Source organism: Aggregatibacter valvarum, assembly GCF_980468985.1.
Genome location: NZ_OZ413141.1, coordinates 349,227 through 366,315, shown reverse-complemented (window position 1 = coordinate 366,315; position 17,089 = coordinate 349,227). Strand labels below are relative to the sequence as shown.

The 17,089-nt window shown below is 43.5% G+C and carries 15 protein-coding genes; 8 read left to right on the top strand and 7 right to left on the bottom strand.

Annotated features, from left to right (window positions below):
• Window positions 1–25 precede the first annotated feature (25 nt).
• Both AC30SF_RS01650 and typA read right to left on the bottom strand, forming a co-directional pair.
• Window positions 26–523 (bottom strand): hypothetical protein, encoded by a 498-nt coding sequence (locus tag AC30SF_RS01650; RefSeq protein WP_489607359.1) that lies wholly within the window; start codon window positions 521–523, stop codon window positions 26–28.
• Window positions 524–657: 134 nt separating this feature from the next.
• Window positions 658–2,511 (bottom strand): translational GTPase TypA, encoded by a 1,854-nt coding sequence (typA, locus tag AC30SF_RS01645; protein WP_479743967.1) that lies wholly within the window; start codon window positions 2,509–2,511, stop codon window positions 658–660.
• 303 nt (window positions 2,512–2,814) lie between these two features.
• Here typA and glnA point away from each other — a divergent pair, with 303 nt between their 5' ends.
• The 3 genes from glnA (at window position 2,815) to AC30SF_RS01630 (ending at window position 6,515) form a co-directional block, all read left to right on the top strand.
• On the top strand, window positions 2,815–4,224 hold the full coding sequence (gene glnA / locus AC30SF_RS01640) for a glutamate--ammonia ligase (protein ID WP_489607358.1): 1,410 nt from the start codon (window positions 2,815–2,817) through the stop codon (window positions 4,222–4,224).
• A gap of 142 nt (window positions 4,225–4,366) precedes the next feature.
• A complete protein-coding gene (locus AC30SF_RS01635; RefSeq protein ID WP_021615205.1) occupies window positions 4,367–4,927 on the top strand; it encodes a DUF5358 domain-containing protein in 561 nt (186 codons plus the stop codon).
• A gap of 67 nt (window positions 4,928–4,994) precedes the next feature.
• Window positions 4,995–6,515, top strand: coding sequence for an ABC transporter permease (locus tag AC30SF_RS01630; RefSeq protein ID WP_489607357.1), 1,521 nt, complete (start codon window positions 4,995–4,997; stop codon window positions 6,513–6,515).
• Between the two features lie 25 nt (window positions 6,516–6,540).
• Here AC30SF_RS01630 and murQ read toward each other — a convergent pair whose 3' ends face one another.
• The 3 genes from murQ to pssA all read right to left on the bottom strand — a co-directional run bounded on the left by murQ (window position 6,541) and on the right by pssA (window position 10,050).
• Complete coding sequence (murQ, locus tag AC30SF_RS01625; protein ID WP_489607356.1) at window positions 6,541–7,455, bottom strand: N-acetylmuramic acid 6-phosphate etherase; 915 nt, start codon at window positions 7,453–7,455, stop codon at window positions 6,541–6,543.
• Window positions 7,452–8,582 carry an anhydro-N-acetylmuramic acid kinase gene (locus AC30SF_RS01620; RefSeq protein ID WP_489607355.1) on the bottom strand — a complete coding sequence of 377 codons (1,131 nt, stop codon included), beginning with the start codon at window positions 8,580–8,582 and terminating at the stop codon, window positions 7,452–7,454. The genes murQ and AC30SF_RS01620 overlap by 4 nt, the downstream gene beginning before the upstream one ends.
• Before the next feature lie 100 nt (window positions 8,583–8,682).
• Window positions 8,683–10,050, bottom strand: a complete 1,368-nt coding sequence (gene pssA, locus AC30SF_RS01615; protein WP_489607354.1) for a CDP-diacylglycerol--serine O-phosphatidyltransferase — start codon at window positions 10,048–10,050, stop codon at window positions 8,683–8,685.
• Between the two features lie 171 nt (window positions 10,051–10,221).
• On the opposite strand from pssA, the gene AC30SF_RS01610 reads away from it, so the two are divergent.
• Window positions 10,222–11,298, top strand: a complete 1,077-nt coding sequence (locus tag AC30SF_RS01610; RefSeq protein ID WP_489607353.1) for a tRNA/rRNA methyltransferase — start codon at window positions 10,222–10,224, stop codon at window positions 11,296–11,298.
• A gap of 59 nt (window positions 11,299–11,357) precedes the next feature.
• Here AC30SF_RS01610 and AC30SF_RS01605 read toward each other — a convergent pair whose 3' ends face one another.
• Entirely contained in the window at window positions 11,358–11,618 is a 261-nt protein-coding gene (locus AC30SF_RS01605; protein ID WP_489607352.1) for a YfhL family 4Fe-4S dicluster ferredoxin, read from the bottom strand.
• Window positions 11,619–11,684: 66 nt separating this feature from the next.
• Between AC30SF_RS01605 and AC30SF_RS01600 the strand changes: the two genes are divergently transcribed.
• The 4 genes from AC30SF_RS01600 (at window position 11,685) to AC30SF_RS01585 (ending at window position 16,217) form a co-directional block, all read left to right on the top strand.
• Window positions 11,685–12,380 (top strand): ribonuclease T2 family protein, encoded by a 696-nt coding sequence (locus AC30SF_RS01600; RefSeq protein ID WP_454900882.1) that lies wholly within the window; start codon window positions 11,685–11,687, stop codon window positions 12,378–12,380.
• 137 nt (window positions 12,381–12,517) lie between these two features.
• Window positions 12,518–13,681, top strand: a complete 1,164-nt coding sequence (pgk, locus tag AC30SF_RS01595) for a phosphoglycerate kinase (RefSeq protein ID WP_489607351.1) — start codon at window positions 12,518–12,520, stop codon at window positions 13,679–13,681.
• Between the two features lie 124 nt (window positions 13,682–13,805).
• Window positions 13,806–14,885 (top strand): class II fructose-bisphosphate aldolase, encoded by a 1,080-nt coding sequence (fbaA, locus tag AC30SF_RS01590; RefSeq protein WP_489607350.1) that lies wholly within the window; start codon window positions 13,806–13,808, stop codon window positions 14,883–14,885.
• Between the two features lie 75 nt (window positions 14,886–14,960).
• On the top strand, window positions 14,961–16,217 hold the full coding sequence (locus AC30SF_RS01585; protein ID WP_489607349.1) for an O-antigen ligase family protein: 1,257 nt from the start codon (window positions 14,961–14,963) through the stop codon (window positions 16,215–16,217).
• A gap of 125 nt (window positions 16,218–16,342) precedes the next feature.
• Here AC30SF_RS01585 and AC30SF_RS01580 read toward each other — a convergent pair whose 3' ends face one another.
• The gene (locus AC30SF_RS01580; protein ID WP_489607348.1) at window positions 16,343–16,894 is read right to left on the bottom strand and encodes an REP-associated tyrosine transposase; all 552 of its coding nucleotides are present in this window, start codon (window positions 16,892–16,894) and stop codon (window positions 16,343–16,345) included.
• Between the last annotated feature and the right edge of the window lie 195 nt (window positions 16,895–17,089).

The following is a 17,089-nucleotide window of genomic DNA, read 5'->3' as shown; positions in this document are numbered from 1 at the left end:
TATTTCTACCGCTACTTATCCATTTTTACTCAAGAGGTTTTAATCGCCATTCAGAACGTCTGAAAAATCCTCGCTTTATTGTCCGTTTATGTAATTCAACTTCTCTCCGTTCAATAATTCCTTTCTTGTACAGTCCTTTCAATACGCGAGCAACGGCTAATTCATGCTCTCTTTTAGGTGAAAAATAATCTTTGCCACTATCTAATGCCAACGCCTCATTTGCAATCGAGTATAATGTTTTCCAACGTTCACTTTGCTTTAATACCCTTGCGACCAACAATTGAAGATTTTGTTTAAACAAACGAGGTTTTATTAGCCTTGACGCATTAAATTGTGTTTTGATTTGCCTTAAATCGAAATTGGGTTCGAGGTACATTAAAGTATTCTCAAAACAGAGTATTTTATCTTCTAAATCTAATTTCTGTTGTTCCAACTGAGTAAGCTGATGTTCAAGAATTGCTTTTTCTTTATAGCTGCTTTCAATTAATTTGCTAAATTGAGAAATAAGGTGGGATTCCGCCATAATAAAAATCTCCATTGAGTTAAACTTTCAATGGAGATTTTAGTATTTTCAATCGGTTAGGTCTTTGTGCAACTGCTACATAATACCGCAAAACTTTTGAAAAACGCACCGCACTTTTTAAATTTTAAAACGAATTAATGTGTACTTGTGCTGGTTGTGGTTCGATTTGCACGTTTGCGATCCATTTCCGTTAATAATTTTTTACGGATACGGATAGATTGTGGCGTAATTTCCACCAATTCATCATCATCAATAAATTCGATGGCTTGTTCAAGGCTGAATTTGATTGGTGTGGTTAACGCAATAGCATCATCTTTACCGGAAGCACGCATATTGGTGAGTTTCTTCCCTTGCAAGCAGTTCACGGTTAAGTCATTAGAACGGCTATGAATACCGATGATTTGACCTTCGTAAACTTCGGTACCGTGATCGATCATCAGTTTGCCACGCTCTTGCAAGCCCCATAAAGCGTAAGCCAAGGCTTTACCTGTCGCATTGGAAATCAATACACCATTTTTACGCTGACCGATTTCGCCTGGTTTCACATCATCGTAATGACTAAAACTGGAGTAGAGCAAGCCGGTACCTGAAGTCATGGTCATGAATTCATTACGGAAACCGATTAAGCCACGGCTTGGGATCACATATTCCAAACGTGTACGACCTTTACCGTCCGGCACCATGTCTTTTACTTCACCTTTGCGGATGCCTAAGGCTTCCATCACCGCGCCTTGGTGTTGTTCTTCAATGTCGATGGTCACTTGTTCAAACGGTTCTTGTTTGTGTCCATCCACTTGTTTAAAGATGACTTTCGGACGGGAGACGGCTAATTCGTAGCCTTCGCGGCGCATATTTTCGATTAACACGGATAAATGCAATTCACCACGACCGGAAACGCGGAATTCATCCGGGTTTGGGGTTTCTTCTACGCGTAATGCTACGTTATGCACAAGCTCTTTGTTTAAGCGCTCTAAAATCTGACGAGATGTCACGTATTTGCCTTCTTTACCGCAGAATGGTGAGGTGTTTACGCAGAAGAACATGGTCACAGTAGGCTCATCAACGCTTAATGCCGGTAAGGCTTCCACGTTATTGATATCGCAAATGGTATCGGAAATATTGAGTTCACCAAGACCGGTAATCGCCACGATGTCGCCTGCGCTGGCAATATCTTCTTCGTAGCGTTGTAATCCAAGGTGGCCTAACACTTGTCCGATTTTTCCGGTGCGAGTTTTACCGAAACTGTCGATGATTGTCACACTTTGGTTTGGTTTTACTGTACCACGTTTAATACGACCAATACCGATAACGCCCACATAATTGTTGTAGTCAAGTTGGGAGATTTGCATTTGGAACGGTGCGTCAAGTTCCACTTTTGGTGGTTCAACGTATTTGACGATAGCTTCAAATAAAGGGGTCATATCGGCAGCTAACTCGTCGTGTTCCAAACCGGCAACGCCATTTAAGGCTGACGCGTAAATAATCGGGAAGTCTAATTGTTCATCGGTGGCGCCAAGATTGTCGAATAAATCGAACACTTGATCGACCACCCAGTCAGGGCGTGCACCGGGGCGGTCAACTTTGTTAATGACCACAATAGGTTTTAAGCCGTGAGCAAAGGCTTTTTGCGTCACAAAACGGGTTTGTGGCATAGGGCCATCAAAGGCATCCACCACCAATAATACGGAATCCACCATGGAGAGTACGCGTTCTACTTCGCCACCGAAGTCTGCGTGTCCCGGGGTGTCCACAATGTTAATACGGTAGCCGTTCCAATTAATGGCGGTATTTTTTGCCAAAATGGTAATGCCGCGCTCTTTTTCTAAATCGTTGGAATCCATCACGCGCTCATCGGTATCACCGCTACGGGAGGCTTCCAATGTGCCGGATTGTTGTAATAATTTATCCACTAAAGTTGTTTTGCCGTGGTCAACGTGGGCAATGATTGCGATATTACGCAGTTTGTTAATGTCTATTTGATCTGTCATTGAGAATTCTTAAGCCTAAGCTAATAATAAAAAATAGGTAATTTTCTGACCGCACTTTTACTGCCAAAAATGCGAAAGGCGCAGATTATACAACTTTTTATGAGGGGCTGCTATGCGTAAATGGGAGAAAATTTACACAATAAACGACCTGACTTTATGAAAAATAAAAAAGGGATTTAATGAATAAAATTCAACTGAATGTATGAAATACTTTTATGAAATTGAGGCGGAATATGCTATTTTTATGCGCATTCTTTTCCCCTTTTTATCTTAATTAACCCACGTCTTAGAGGATTTACTAGTATGTCTAACGCGATTGACAATGTGTTTAAACTCATTGAAGAAAACGACATCAAATTTGTGTTACTTCGTTTTACCGATATTCAAGGCAAAGAACATGGTGTTTCTTTACCTGTGAATTTGGTTGACGAGGATTTATTTGAAGACGGCAAAATGTTTGACGGCTCTTCTGTAGAAGGTTGGAAGGCCATCAATAAAGCAGATATGCTTTTAATGCCGATTGCTGAAACAGCCGTTGTCGATCCGTTTGCACAGATTCCAACTTTATCCCTCCGTTGTAGCATTTTTGAACCGACCACCATGCAAAGCTATGATCGCGATCCGCGTTCTATCGCACTTCGTGCAGAAAATTATATGCGTTCCACCGGTGTGGCAGATCACGTCTTTTTCGGGCCGGAACCGGAATTTTTCCTCTTTGATGATGTGCGTTTTGACGTATCAATGAACGGCAATGCTTACCACGTGGATGATGTTGAAGCCGCATGGAACACCAACAAGCGTTATGAAAACGGCAACAATGCCTATCGTCCGCTGAAAAAAGGCGGCTATTGTGCCGTAGCTCCGATTGATACGGCACATGATATTCGTTCCGAGATGTGTTTGTTAATGGAAGAAATGGGCTTGGTGATTGAAGCACACCATCATGAAGTCGCCACTGCCGGTCAAAATGAAATTGCGACCAAGTTCAATACGTTAACGTTGAAAGCGGATGAAACTCAAATTTATAAATACATCGTGCGTAATGTGGCAAAGGAATATGGTAAAACCGCCTGTTTCATGCCAAAACCGATTACCGGTGATAACGGTTCGGGCATGCACTGTAATATGTCCTTGAGCAAAGACGGCAAAAATATTTTCCAAGGAGACAAATATGCAGGGCTTTCAGAGACCGCACTTTATTACATCGGCGGCATTATCAAACACGCAAAAGCGTTAAATGCCTTTACCAACCCAAGCACCAACTCTTATAAACGTTTGGTGCCAGGCTTTGAAGCGCCGGTGTTATTGGCGTATTCCGCAAGCAACCGTTCGGCTTCCATTCGTATTCCTGCTGTAACCAGTCCGAAAGCCATTCGTGTGGAAGCTCGCTTCCCGGATCCGCTTGCCAATCCGTATTTAGCCTTTGCGGCGTTATTAATGGCTGGCTTAGATGGCGTGGTGAATAAAATTCATCCGGGCGATGCCATGGACAAAAACCTCTATGATTTGCCACCGGAAGAATTAAAAGATATTCCTGCTGTCGCAAGTTCATTAGAAGAAGCATTAAACGCCTTAGAAAAGGATTTCGAATTCTTAACACAAGGCAATGTTTTCACAAAAGATTTCATTCATGCCTTTATTGGCATAAAACGCAAGGAAGTTGAACGTTTGAACATGACACCACATCCGGTCGAGTTTGAAATGTACTACTAATTTGAAAACGCGCCTTGAATATTTTCGAGGCGTCGTTTTATTCTAACGACAATAACGATTATCGTAACAACATGAAATCGCCACGAATAGGGCGATCTTTTTCACGGAAACGCAATATTAAACTCACGTTAAAGGTGTCATTATGTTAAAGAAATACCTTATTTTGACAATGTCATTCTGCTTGGTCGGTTGTGGCCTTTTTTCCTCGAAAGAGGCACCAATCCCAGCGGAATATGCCGGCGCAGGTTATTATTTGTCAGATGCGGATGCACAACGCTGGGCGTTTGACAGCAAACAGGTTGAGCAATGTATTTACCCGAACTTAACACGGATTTTACAACAACATTTTCCGAAAGAAGATGCGTATATTCATTCACAATATGTGCTTTTCTATCCGCTTGAAAAAATTATCGGCGAGAAATATGTCAAAATTATTCAAAGTGATGAAAAATCCATGAATTACGCCATTTATCAATATAAAAAATTCAAATTAGATAAAGTGGATGACTTAGATAAAGCGCAGTGTAACGTTTTACGCAGAAATGCGTTAGATGATTTGGAAGTGGTTAAAGGACAATATAAAAACGGGATGTTAGAAGAGAAAAAAGCAACCGAAGAAAATAAATCTTCCGATGGTGTTGCCACAAATCAAAATAAATTCTTTTTTGACATTATTAAATGGGGTTCAGCACTCCTGCTTTAACGAAAGCCATTCTCATCGGATAACAAACATGAGAACCTAATTTCCCCAATTTCAATAGGATACACAGGTGAACCGCAATCCCCCATTTTGGCTGACCGCCTTGATTATTCTCATCAGCTTGCCGCTGATTTTGCCTTTTCTATACGTCATTGTGAGAGCCATTGAGGTCGGTTGGGATCGCAGTATTGCGCTACTTTGGCGACCGCATATGTGGGAGCTGTTGCGCAACACCCTACTACTGATGGTTTGTGTCACCTTTAGCGCCATTATTCTCGGCACGGTTTGCGCCTTTTTATTGGAACGCTATCGTTTTTGGGGTAAGCCCTTTTTTCAAGTGGCAATGACGTTGCCTCTGTGTATTCCTGCCTTCGTCAGTTGTTTCACTTGGATTAGCCTGACTTTTCGCGTCGAAGGCTTTTTGGGCACGATCGGCATTATGACTTTAAGCTCCTTTCCGCTTGCCTATTTGCCGGTTGCCGCCACCTTAAAACGACTGGATCGCTCATTAGAAGAAGTTAGCCTTTCTCTCGGCAAAAGTCGTCGCGACACCCTTTGGCACGCCATATTTCCGCAGTTAAAACCGGCTATCGGCAGCAGTGTTTTATTAATCGCATTACATATGTTGGTGGAATTCGGCGCCGTGTCGATTTTGAATTATCAAACCTTTACCACCGCCATTTTCCAAGAATATGAAATGGCCTTTAACAACAATACGGCGGCATTGTTGTCGGCGGTGTTAATGGTGATTTGCGCGTTAATCGTATTCGGCGAAATTTTCTTTCGTGGACAACAAACCCTGTACAACAGTGGCAAAGGCGTGAGCCGCCCTTATCCGGTAAAAAATTTAACGGTTGGCAAACAAGGCTTGGTGATCATTTTTTTCCTGACCATTTTTATTCTGAGCATCGGTGTGCCGCTCACCATGTTGATTTACTGGATGATCGTGGGAACATCTCTTGAAAGTGCGGTGGATTTTTCCGCCTTTTTTGAAGCCTTCAGCAACTCTTTGTTAGTTTCCTGTTTAGGGTCTGGGCTCACCGTGCTTTGCGCTTTACCACTCGTTTGGAGCGCCGTACGCTATCGTAGCCGCCTTACCCTGTGGATTGATCGCCTGCCGTATTTATTACACGCCGTGCCGGGCTTGGTTATCGCCTTGTCATTAGTATATTTCACCATTAACTATGCGTATTCTTTCTACCAAACGTTCTTTATGGTAATTGTTGCCTATTTCATGTTGTATTTGCCGATGGCGCAAACCACGTTGCGTAGCTCGTTGGAACAAATTTCCGACAATGTCGAAAAAGTGGGGCAAAGCCTTGGGCGTAGCCATTTTTATATTTTCCGCACGCTCACCATTCCCGCCATGTTGCCGGGTATTGCCGCTGCCTTTGCGTTGGTGTTTCTAAACCTGATGAAAGAACTCACCGCCACCTTATTACTCACCCCGAACGACATCAAAACCTTATCTATCGCCGTTTGGGAATACACCAGTGACGCCCAATATGCTGCTGCCACACCTTATGCCGTGATGTTAGTGCTATTTTCCGGCATTCCGGTGTTTTTATTGAAAAAATATGGCTTTAAGTAAAGGTTATGCAAGAGGTGTTGGCATTTTACCCTGCCAACGCGTCCTGTAATCGTCCTTTGTTCTGTGTTAAAACGGCTTCTGCTTGGTCTTTATCTAATCCGCTCAACAACATCATAATGGCTAATTTTGCATTGCCATTGGTGGTGTGTAAGGTTTGTTCGGCGGTCGTTTGGTCGCACTTGGTAGCTTGCATGACGATGCGAATGGCGCGCGCTTTGAGTTTTTGGTTAGTGGCTTGCACGTCCACCATGAGATTTTGATAGCACTTGCCGAGACGAATCATGGCGGCGGTGGTGAGCATATTCAGCACCATTTTTTGCGCCGTGCCCGATTTTAAACGGCTGGAACCGGTGAGCGCTTCAGGACCGACTGCGGTGGTGATGGCAATGTCTGCGATTTCGCTCATGATAGCGTTTGGGTTGCTGACCAAAGAAACCGTGGTAGCACCGAGTTGTTTGGCATAGGTTAAGCCGCCGATGACATAAGGCGTGCGACCACTGGCCGCAATCCCGACTAACACATCTTTGCGACTAAAATGAATGTGACGTAAATCCTGTTCGCCTGCTTCGCGATTATCCTCCGCCCCTTCCACGGCGTTGCGTAAGGCAGTTTCGCCACCGGCAATTAATCCAACCACCATGCTTGATGGAACACCAAACGTTGGTGGACATTCGGACGCATCTAGCACACCAAGACGGCCACTGGTGCCGGCACCCATATAAACCAAGCGTCCGCCAGACTGAAATGCCGCCACGATGTGTTCTACTGCCTGTGCGATTTGTGGCAGATTTTTCTCCACGGCGAAAGCCACTTGTTTGTCTTCATGATTTAACAGTGTGACAACCTCTAACGACGACAAGGCATCAATGTGCAAGGTGTTTGGATTGCGTTGTTCGCTTAACATTGTTTCAAGCGTTTTTAATAAATGGTGTTCGCTCATGCCTGTTTCTCCGCAGGAAAAATTGCACCTAAACTGACCGCCCGTTGGGCACCGGTCACACTTGGCAAATTAGACGGTAGGTTGTGTAAACGACAATAGGCAAGCCAAGCAAAAGCAGCGGCTTCCACATAGTCTGCATCCAAGCCTTCCTCATTGGTTGGGCGGCATTGCCATTGTGGTAATAGCGCTTGTAATCGCGCCATCAGCAAGCCGTTTTTTGCCCCACCGCCGCAGACTAATAAACGGCGTGGTAATGGCGTTTCCAGTGGATTTAACGCAAGTGCGATACTTTGTGCGGTAAATTCCAGTAGGGTAGCTTGCACGTCTTGTGGGGGAATCTCACCCAAAAGTGCGGTGGTTTTTTCTAATGTTTTGTCAAGCCAAGCAAGATTGAATAACTCACGTCCGGTACTTTTTGGCGGAGGGAGTTGGAAATAAGGTTCTTTCAGCATTTCCGCCAATAATGTCGACCGCACTTTGCCACTTCGCGCCCACTGTCCGTCAGCATCATAAGATTTTCCGAGATGGCGTTCGATCCAAGCGTCCATCAGTGCATTGCCGGTACCGGTGTCGTAGCCAATAATCGGTTGATGGGGAAAGAGGATGGAAATATTACTGATACCGCCAATATTCAGTACCACCGTCGCCCAGTTGTCATCATAAAACCACGCTTGATGAAACGCCGGCACTAACGGCGCGCCTTGCCCGCCAAATGCCATATCTTTACGACGGAAATCCCCAACCACATCAATCCCGGTGCGGGCAGCAAGGAGATTCATGTCGCCTAATTGCATGGTGAACGGAAAATTGCCTTGAGGCGCATGCCAAACAGTTTGTCCGTGGCAACCGATAGCGCGAATTTGCTGTGGTTGCAGTTGGTGACGGGTGAGAAAATGATTGACCGCCTCGGCGTAAAGTAAGGCTAAGCGCTGATCTAATTCGCCCTGTCGCTGCAATGTGCTGTTGCCTTGCGAAATTAATTGCAATAAATCTTGACGCAAATCTGCCGGCATCGGCATGAATTGTGCTGCGATAAATTGCGTTTTTTCGCCAAATGTCATCAGCGCGATATCCACACCGTCCAAACTGGTGCCGGACATGATGCCGAGATAATATTCTTGTTGCATGGCGGTGTCCTCATCGAAGATAAAAACAAAATGGGGAAGAAGATTTTCACTTCTTCCCCACCGGTGATGAAATGTTCCACAAAACGAACGGAACGACAGATTACAAAATCATCTTCACTAACTTATCCGCTTTAATGCGGGCAAATTTTTTCAATAATTTTTGCACCGGCGCCGGATATTGCGCCATTTCTTCTAACTCCGTGTAATGTTGAAGCAACGTGGTATGTTGGCGAATATAGGCTAACTCCTGAATGACTTGAGGCAAAAGTTGTTGTTTCGGATCATGGATAAATAGACCATTCTCCGCATCCAAGCGCCATGCACGTGGATTCAAATTATTGCCGGTCAACAAAATATAATTATCGTCAACCCAAACGCCTTTCAGATGATAGGTGTTTGTACCGTCTTTCCACGTCCGAATGATCAGCTGGCCTTGTTCCATTTCACGTTGGAACTTTTTGCTAAAGCGGCGAAGATTGTTTTCATACAAATATGGCAACGCCCCGGCCATTTTAAACGGTTGTTCCGGCGGAATATAGAAATCATTCGCCACTTTATCGCCCACAATAATTTCGATTTTTTTGCCTTTATGTAGCAACTGGCGGATTTTGTGTTGCAATGTCCGCGGGAAATTAAAATACGGCGTACAAATAGTGAGCTTTTCTTCCACCAACTGGAATAAATCTTCGATCGTCCGATTTAATACATTGCCCGCGCCGCCTAAACCAAACAACGGCGTTACCGTTAATTCGTTGCCAAAATCGACCGCACTTGCGAAAGTATATTGCCCATTAAGCGCAAGATTTTTTCTGAAATGGCGGATATTTTGTCGAATTTCTTTGGTTTTCGGACGGTTAATGCTATCCAACGGCAACACCACATCGCTATTTAACAAAAAGTCACGAATAAAAGCCACCATACTATCAGCCAACTGCGGATGGGTGATTTTTTGATAACGGTCATAACGGTATTTTTCATTTTGTTGTAAATACACGTTATTGATACTGGCGCCGCTGTAAAGCACGGTATCATCAAAAACAAAGCCTTTAATATGCAACACACCGAACACTTCGCGCGTATTGATCGGCACACCGAAAAATAGATTCGGGTCATCGGCAAGTTGATATTTTTGACGTTGTTCACAATACCAATCGGCATTCGTTGCACTCTTTTCCGCGCCTAATAAATTGCGTTGCGCACGATGCCAATCAATTAAAATTTTCACTTCAAGTTCAGGCTTATCTTGTTTCGCACGGTAAATTTCATCGAGAATTTCTTGCCCGGCTTCGTCATTTTGCCAGTAAAGTGCGGTCACAAAAATACGCGTTTTCGCCTGTCTGATCAGTTGAATAATTTCATTTTTGAATGCCATTGGGCTGTAAATAAATTCAACTTGTTCCGCCTGTAAAGCTAAACATGGCAGGCTTTCAAGACGCTTTTGAGCCCGTTTTGTCTTATCTCTAAACATAAAATCTGTTCTCTGTTGTACTCAATGAGTCGGAACCTAATTGGGGCGATAGTTTACAATATTTATCGCCCCCCTTGGTAGAAAAAAGGCTGGTTTTCGTTATAATGCTCACAAATTTATTGCCAACAGCGCAAATTCATTCCATTCATCCACCCTATCGGCAACACAACTATGAACCAAAATTCAAACAAACCGACTTTCAAATCAAACAACCGTACTTTTTCCGAACGCAGTGTCGGTGACGACCGTCAAAAACGCGATAAAAATCGACCGCACTTTGCCTCCTCAAAAAGCGATTCTCGCCAAGAATTTCGCAGAGAAAGAGAGAACGACAGAAATACTAAGCCGAAATTTAAACGCGCTGAAAGCCAAGAAAAAACCTTACACATTGCCGAAAGCACCATGAAAAAAGCCGGTGGTGCGGAAGGCAACGTGAAAGTCACCGTCAAAAGCAGTCGTTTCGATGATAAGCCGAGAGAGAAAAAGACCGGCCCATTGTCACCACGCGCACCGGAAAAAATCAAAAAGAATCGCGCGGAAGAAATGAAAGTGTATGGTGAAAATGCGTGTTTAGCTTTATTTCAACAACGCCCGAGAAGCATTGTGCGCTTGTGGGCAACCGTACAAATGGCGCATAAAATTGGGGATATTTGCAGTTATTTAGCCACTAATAAAAAGGTGTATCACATTGTGGACAGCGACGAGATGATCAAAGTCAGCGGCACAGAACACCACGGTGGCATTTGTATGTTGGTGAAAAAAGCGCATCCGTTTACGTTGCAAGGCTATCTCGATGTGCCACATCAAGAAGATTGCTTGGTGTTGTTAGATAATGTGAACAACGCACAAAACATTGGCGGTATTTTACGCACTTGCGCCTTTTTCGGGGTGAAAAATATTGTGGTAGAAAACGCTGAAATCCTTAATTCTGCCGTGACCTTACGTGTCGCAGAAGGCGGCGCGGAATATGTGCGCGTATTGGAAACCAATGACACCCGCAATGCGCTTTCGCAATTACGCCAAGCCGGTTATCAAATTATTCACGTAAGCAGCGATGAAAACGCGACAGCATTGGATAAAGTGCGGTTAAAAAATAAAACGGTTTTTGTGCTGAGTGAAGGCTCAACAGAGGCTTTATCAGAGAAAAACGATGAGCAGGTTCGTTTGGCGTTTGCCAGCCCAGTGAAAAATGGATTAAACGTGTCAGTAAATGCCGGCATCTTACTGGCGAAATGGTATTTTAGATAACAAGAGAAAAGGTAGGGCGGGTCAAAACGCCCTCTTTTTTCACCGCACTTTCAAACGCGTTACAGTTTGTCCCCGTGGTGAATTAACACAAAGCGCTCCCATAGCTGTTCTTCGCTTTCCTCGTGATCCGGGTCGGTGATAATACATTTGCTGATAGGGCAAACTTTTTGACAGGTGGGCGTGTCGTAGTGACCGACACATTCGGTGCAGAGTTCGGGATTGATGACATAGATCTCATCGCCGATTGAAATTGCTTCATTCGGGCATTCCGGCAAGCACATATCGCAATTCGTGCATTTGTCAGTGATGAGTAGCGCCATAACATCCTCGGGGAAAATGAAAGGGTCGGATTATAATCAATACATTAACAAAGTGAAAGGAATTTTATGAACGAAAAACGTCTGTTGCTACTGTCTTTTTTTGTGGTGGCATTTTTAATGTTTTTACTTGCCGGTTGGTATTATTTTTCCCAACAAAAACAAGCCGTTGATGTGGTGGTTGATCGTAATTACGATTACGTCATGAAAAATGATCCTATCGGGCAAAATAAACAGGCGCAAACCGATTATTACACACTTGTGTTGTCTTGGTCACCGGCATTCTGTGACCGACAACGTCAACAATACGGCGATAATTTACCCACCTCTTTACAATATCAATGCGGTTTAACCCAACAATTCGGTTGGATTGTGCATGGATTGTGGTCACAAAACAAACAAGCTCGAAGAGTCTCCGATCACCCGCGTTTTTGTCAAGGCGATTTGCCGCAATTACCGCAAGATCTTATAGAACGCTATTTGCCTGAAGTGCCAAGCGCCGCCTTATTACAAGGCGAGTGGGAAAAACACGGCGCGTGTATGTTTAACAATGCGCAAGATTATTTTGAAAAGATCAAAAATTTATACCGCACTTTGAAGCTACCGAACTATGAATTAAGCCGTACCGAACTGTTTAAATGGATGCGAAAAAACAACCCGCAATTAAAGAATGTTTACTTGGGCGCCGCACGTAATGAACTCTTTATTTGTTACGATTTAGACTGGCAAATTATGGATTGCCCAAGTAGTCGAACCGGCTATTAATTCAATAATTCGACATGGATCAATGAAATGTGTAATCCTAAAGTTGAACCCTTGAATTCAGGTTACAAGCTACTCAGTTACAGGTATAATGCCAACAGTTATTATTTTTAATTTTAACCAGTAAAGAGAGGTAAATTATGTCAGTAATTAAAATGACCGATTTAGATTTGAATGGTAAACGCGTATTTATCCGTGCCGACTTAAACGTGCCGGTAAAAGACGGTAAAGTCACATCCGATGCGCGTATCCGTGCCACCATCCCAACCTTAAAATTAGCCTTAGAAAAAGGCGCAAAAGTGATGGTTACCTCTCACTTAGGTCGTCCGACCGAAGGTGAATTCACCCCTGAAGATTCCCTCCAACCTGTTGTTGATTATTTAAACGAACATCTTGATGTCCCGGTACGCTTAGTACGTGATTACCTTAACGGTGTTGACGTGAACGCCGGTGAAATCGTGGTGTTAGAAAACGTGCGCATCAACAAAGGCGAAAAGAAAAACGATCCGGAATTAGGTAAAAAATACGCCGCACTTTGTGATGTTTTCGTGATGGATGCCTTTGGTACAGCACACCGTGCGCAAGCCTCTACCTACGGCGTTGCAGAATTTGCACCGGTTGCTTGCGCAGGTCCATTGCTTGCTGCAGAACTTGATGCGCTGGGTAAAGCATTAAAAGAACCGGCACGTCCAATGGTGGCTATCGTGGGTGGTTCTAAAGTATCCACTAAATTAGAAGTGTTAAACTCACTTTCCAAAATTGCCGACCAAATTATCGTGGGTGGCGGTATCGCCAACACCTTCATTGCCGCAGCCGGCCATAACGTGGGTAAATCCTTATACGAAGCCGATTTAATCCCGGTTGCTAAAGAATTAGCAGCAAGCACAGACATTCCAGTACCAGTTGATGTTCGCGTGGGTACCGAATTCTCCGAAACTGCACCGGCAACAGAAAAATCTGTGACCGAAGTGAAAGATGACGAATCTATTTTCGACATCGGCGATAAATCTGCGGAACAACTTGCAGAAATCATCAAAAATGCGAAAACCGTTTTATGGAACGGCCCGGTAGGCGTATTTGAATTCCCTAACTTCCGCAAAGGAACAGAAATCATTTCTCACGCCATTGCCAACAGCGATGCGTTCTCCATTGCGGGCGGTGGTGATACGCTTGCTGCTATCGACCTGTTCGGTATCGCAGATAAAATTTCCTATATCTCAACCGGCGGCGGCGCTTTCTTAGAATTCGTTGAAGGTAAAGTGTTACCGGCAGTAGAAATCCTCGAAAAACGTGCGAAAAACTAACCACACTTTTTCTGCATAAGATCGTCATAGCACGTGTCTGCTGATGCGTGCTATCAATCAAAAACGTAAAACAACTTCTTCAAATGGTGGGAGCAACCCACCCAACACAAAAGGAAAAACGAAAATGGCTAAATTATTAGATATCGTCAAACCGGGCGTGCTTACCGGTGAAGATGTTCAAAAAGTATTCGCATACGCAAAAGAACACGGCTTCGCACTGCCTGCCGTCAACTGCGTTGGCTCCGACTCCGTGAATGCTGTATTAGAAACGGCTGCTCGCGTGAAAGCGCCGGTCATTATTCAATTCTCTAATGGCGGAGCGGCATTCTACGCAGGCAAAGGCATCAAACCGACCAGCGGTGCCCGCCCTGACGTGTTAGGTGCGATTGCAGGTGCAAAACATGTTCATACTTTAGCCAAAGAATATGGCGTACCGGTGATTTTACACACCGACCACGCGGCGAAAAAATTACTTCCATGGATTGACGGCTTACTTGAAGCCGGTGAAAAACACTTCGCCGAAACCGGTCGTCCATTATTCTCTTCCCACATGCTTGACCTTTCCGAAGAGCCGATGGAAGAAAACATGGCAATCTGCCGTGAATACCTTGCTCGTATGAGCAAAATGGGCATGACCCTTGAAATCGAAATCGGTATCACCGGTGGGGAAGAAGATGGCGTGGACAACTCCGGCGCCGATGAATCTCGTCTTTACACCCAACCATCTGATGTGCTTTATGTTTACGACCAATTAAATCCGGTCAGTCCGAACTTTACCGTTGCCGCCGCATTCGGTAACGTACACGGCGTGTACAAACCGGGTAACGTAAAATTAAAACCATCGATCTTAGGTGCAAGCCAAGAATTCGTTGCGAAAGAACGTAACCTTCCGGCAAAACCAATCAATTTCGTGTTCCACGGTGGTTCCGGTTCTTCCCGTGAAGAAATTCGTGAAGCGATTAGCTACGGCGCAATTAAAATGAATATTGACACCGACACCCAATGGGCGTCTTGGAACGGTATTCTCAACTTCTACAAAGCGAACGAAGCATATTTGCAAGGTCAGTTAGGTAACCCGGAAGGCCCTGATGCACCAAACAAAAAATACTACGACCCACGCGTTTGGTTACGCAAAATGGAAGAATCTATGTCTAAACGTTTAGAACAATCTTTCGAAGACTTAAACTGCGTTGACGTTTTATAATTGAAAAAAACACATTAAAATGTAACCGCACTTTTTAGTGCGGTTTTTTATTTATTTCTTGTTTAAGAGAGGCTTATGTTTGATTTAAAACATGATAAGCTCGCCCTATTTATCAACGTCTGTGTCGGTTTTTTCTTTTTATCCGCCTTAACGTTCCAAGGCGGCTACAATGTTGCACCGATGGCGCTGATGCTATTAGGGCTTGGCTATAGCGTTTATTGCTTATTCAAAAAAATGCCTTTTGCTCTCACGAAAGAGACAAAATGGCTGATTTGGACGTTACTCTTTTATTTTTCTGTTTTTGTGCTTTCTTGGTTAATTCATGATGGAAAAATACGCGAATTAGATAATCCAAGCCGGGCAATATTGCTGATTCCTGCTTTTCTTCTTTTGCTTAAGACACCACCTAAACTTTCGACCTTTTTATGGAGCGTTCCTTTAGGCAGTGTATTGGCAGGTTTCATGGCAATCTATGATAAGTTTATATTACAAAGTGAAGCCGCGTTTAGTTCACGAATCATGTATATTCAAGGCGGTGACATTGCCATGTCATTGGGGTTATTTAGCATGGCTATTGCGCTGTATTTTTGGCAAAAAACACAACCAAAACAGTCTGCGCTTTGCATTCTAGCCGCCTTATTTGGCATTTTGGGCAGTATTCTTTCTACCGCGCGTGGCGGTTGGCCGGCATTGCCCATTCTCTTGATTGCATTACTTTGGATGTATCGCCGTAATTTATCAAAAACATTTTTTATTACCTTGATTGGTTTGTTTGCTATAGCCATCATTGGTATTGCGCAAATGCCAAATAATCGTATGAGTGAGCGTTTTGCGGCAGCGCAAGATGATATTCAACAATATTTAGAACAGGATAACGGTTCTACCTCTGTCGGCGCACGTTTTGATATGTGGAAATCCGTCTTCATCATGGTACAAGAAAAGCCGATATTGGGCTGGGGAACACAAGGCGCACCCCAAAAACGCCACCAGTTAGCCGAACAAGGCATCATCAGCCAATACGCCGGGCAATTTACACATGCGCACAATCAATATTTAGATGATCTTTCTAAGCGTGGCATCGTTGGATTAGTCGCCTTTTTAGCAATCTTTGTTATACCGCTACGCCGTTTTATGCCAGGCTTAAAAAGCGATTCCGCAGAAACAAAATTAATTGCCACATTAGGCACCCTTCATGTGCTCGCCGTGATGATTTACTGCCTAAGCCAAAGCTTCTTCACCCATAATTCAGGGAATTTATTTTACTTTTTTCTCACGATTGTGTGGTATACCTTGTTCACCACGCAGCAAGGTAATATCAAGAAGATGGCGTAAGCCTCAATAAGCCTCAAATTAACAACCCCCTACGATGGCGCAAGCGTCTACGCTTGTGCCTATAACTAAAATAAAAAAGCACAAGCGTGGACGCTTGCGCTATCGTGGATTTTTAAGCGCACTTTTTAACTGAGAATATCAATGTCTAAAACAGAATCAACCGCCTGCCAATAATTTTTCGCACTGCTATATTTCCAATCCTGCGGTTCAGACACAAACCCGCTCACCACCGGATTTTGATGAATATAGTCTAACTTCTCGTCAAAAAATTTATCGGAATGAATTTCGATGGGTTGGTTGTGGTGTTGCCAGAATTGGTAGTGCTTTACATAACTATACTTTTTAGCCGCTCGCCGGAACATCCATAGTAGCCATTCTTTGCGGCTTTCTTGAGGATTTTCTGCAATTTGTTTCAGTAATGCTTTAGAGGTAAATGTTTTTAAATCTCGAATGACATCAGAAGGATTTTTCTCTTCTATCTGAAATAATAAATGTACATGACTTGGCATAATACAATAACCATAGATCTTCATCCCCTTATTTTCACGACAATAATTCAATGCACTTATCATCGTTTCAAAGTAACAATTACGGACAAAGACATCAATCCAATATACGGTTGCAAAGCTAATAAAATAAACGCCATTCTTATCATTAAATTTATACTTTCTGCTCATCTTCCTACCTTCTAAAACTCTCCGATAAGCAAAATAGTAGGAATGACTAAATTCACTCTAAATTTAACTCAGATTTTTGAAGAAGATCGCAAAAAAATAAATTACTGAAGCAAAAAATCAAACCTCTATTAAGTTATGATGACATTATGATGGAATTATAATTGGATTACGATAGCGCAAGCGTCCACGCTTGTG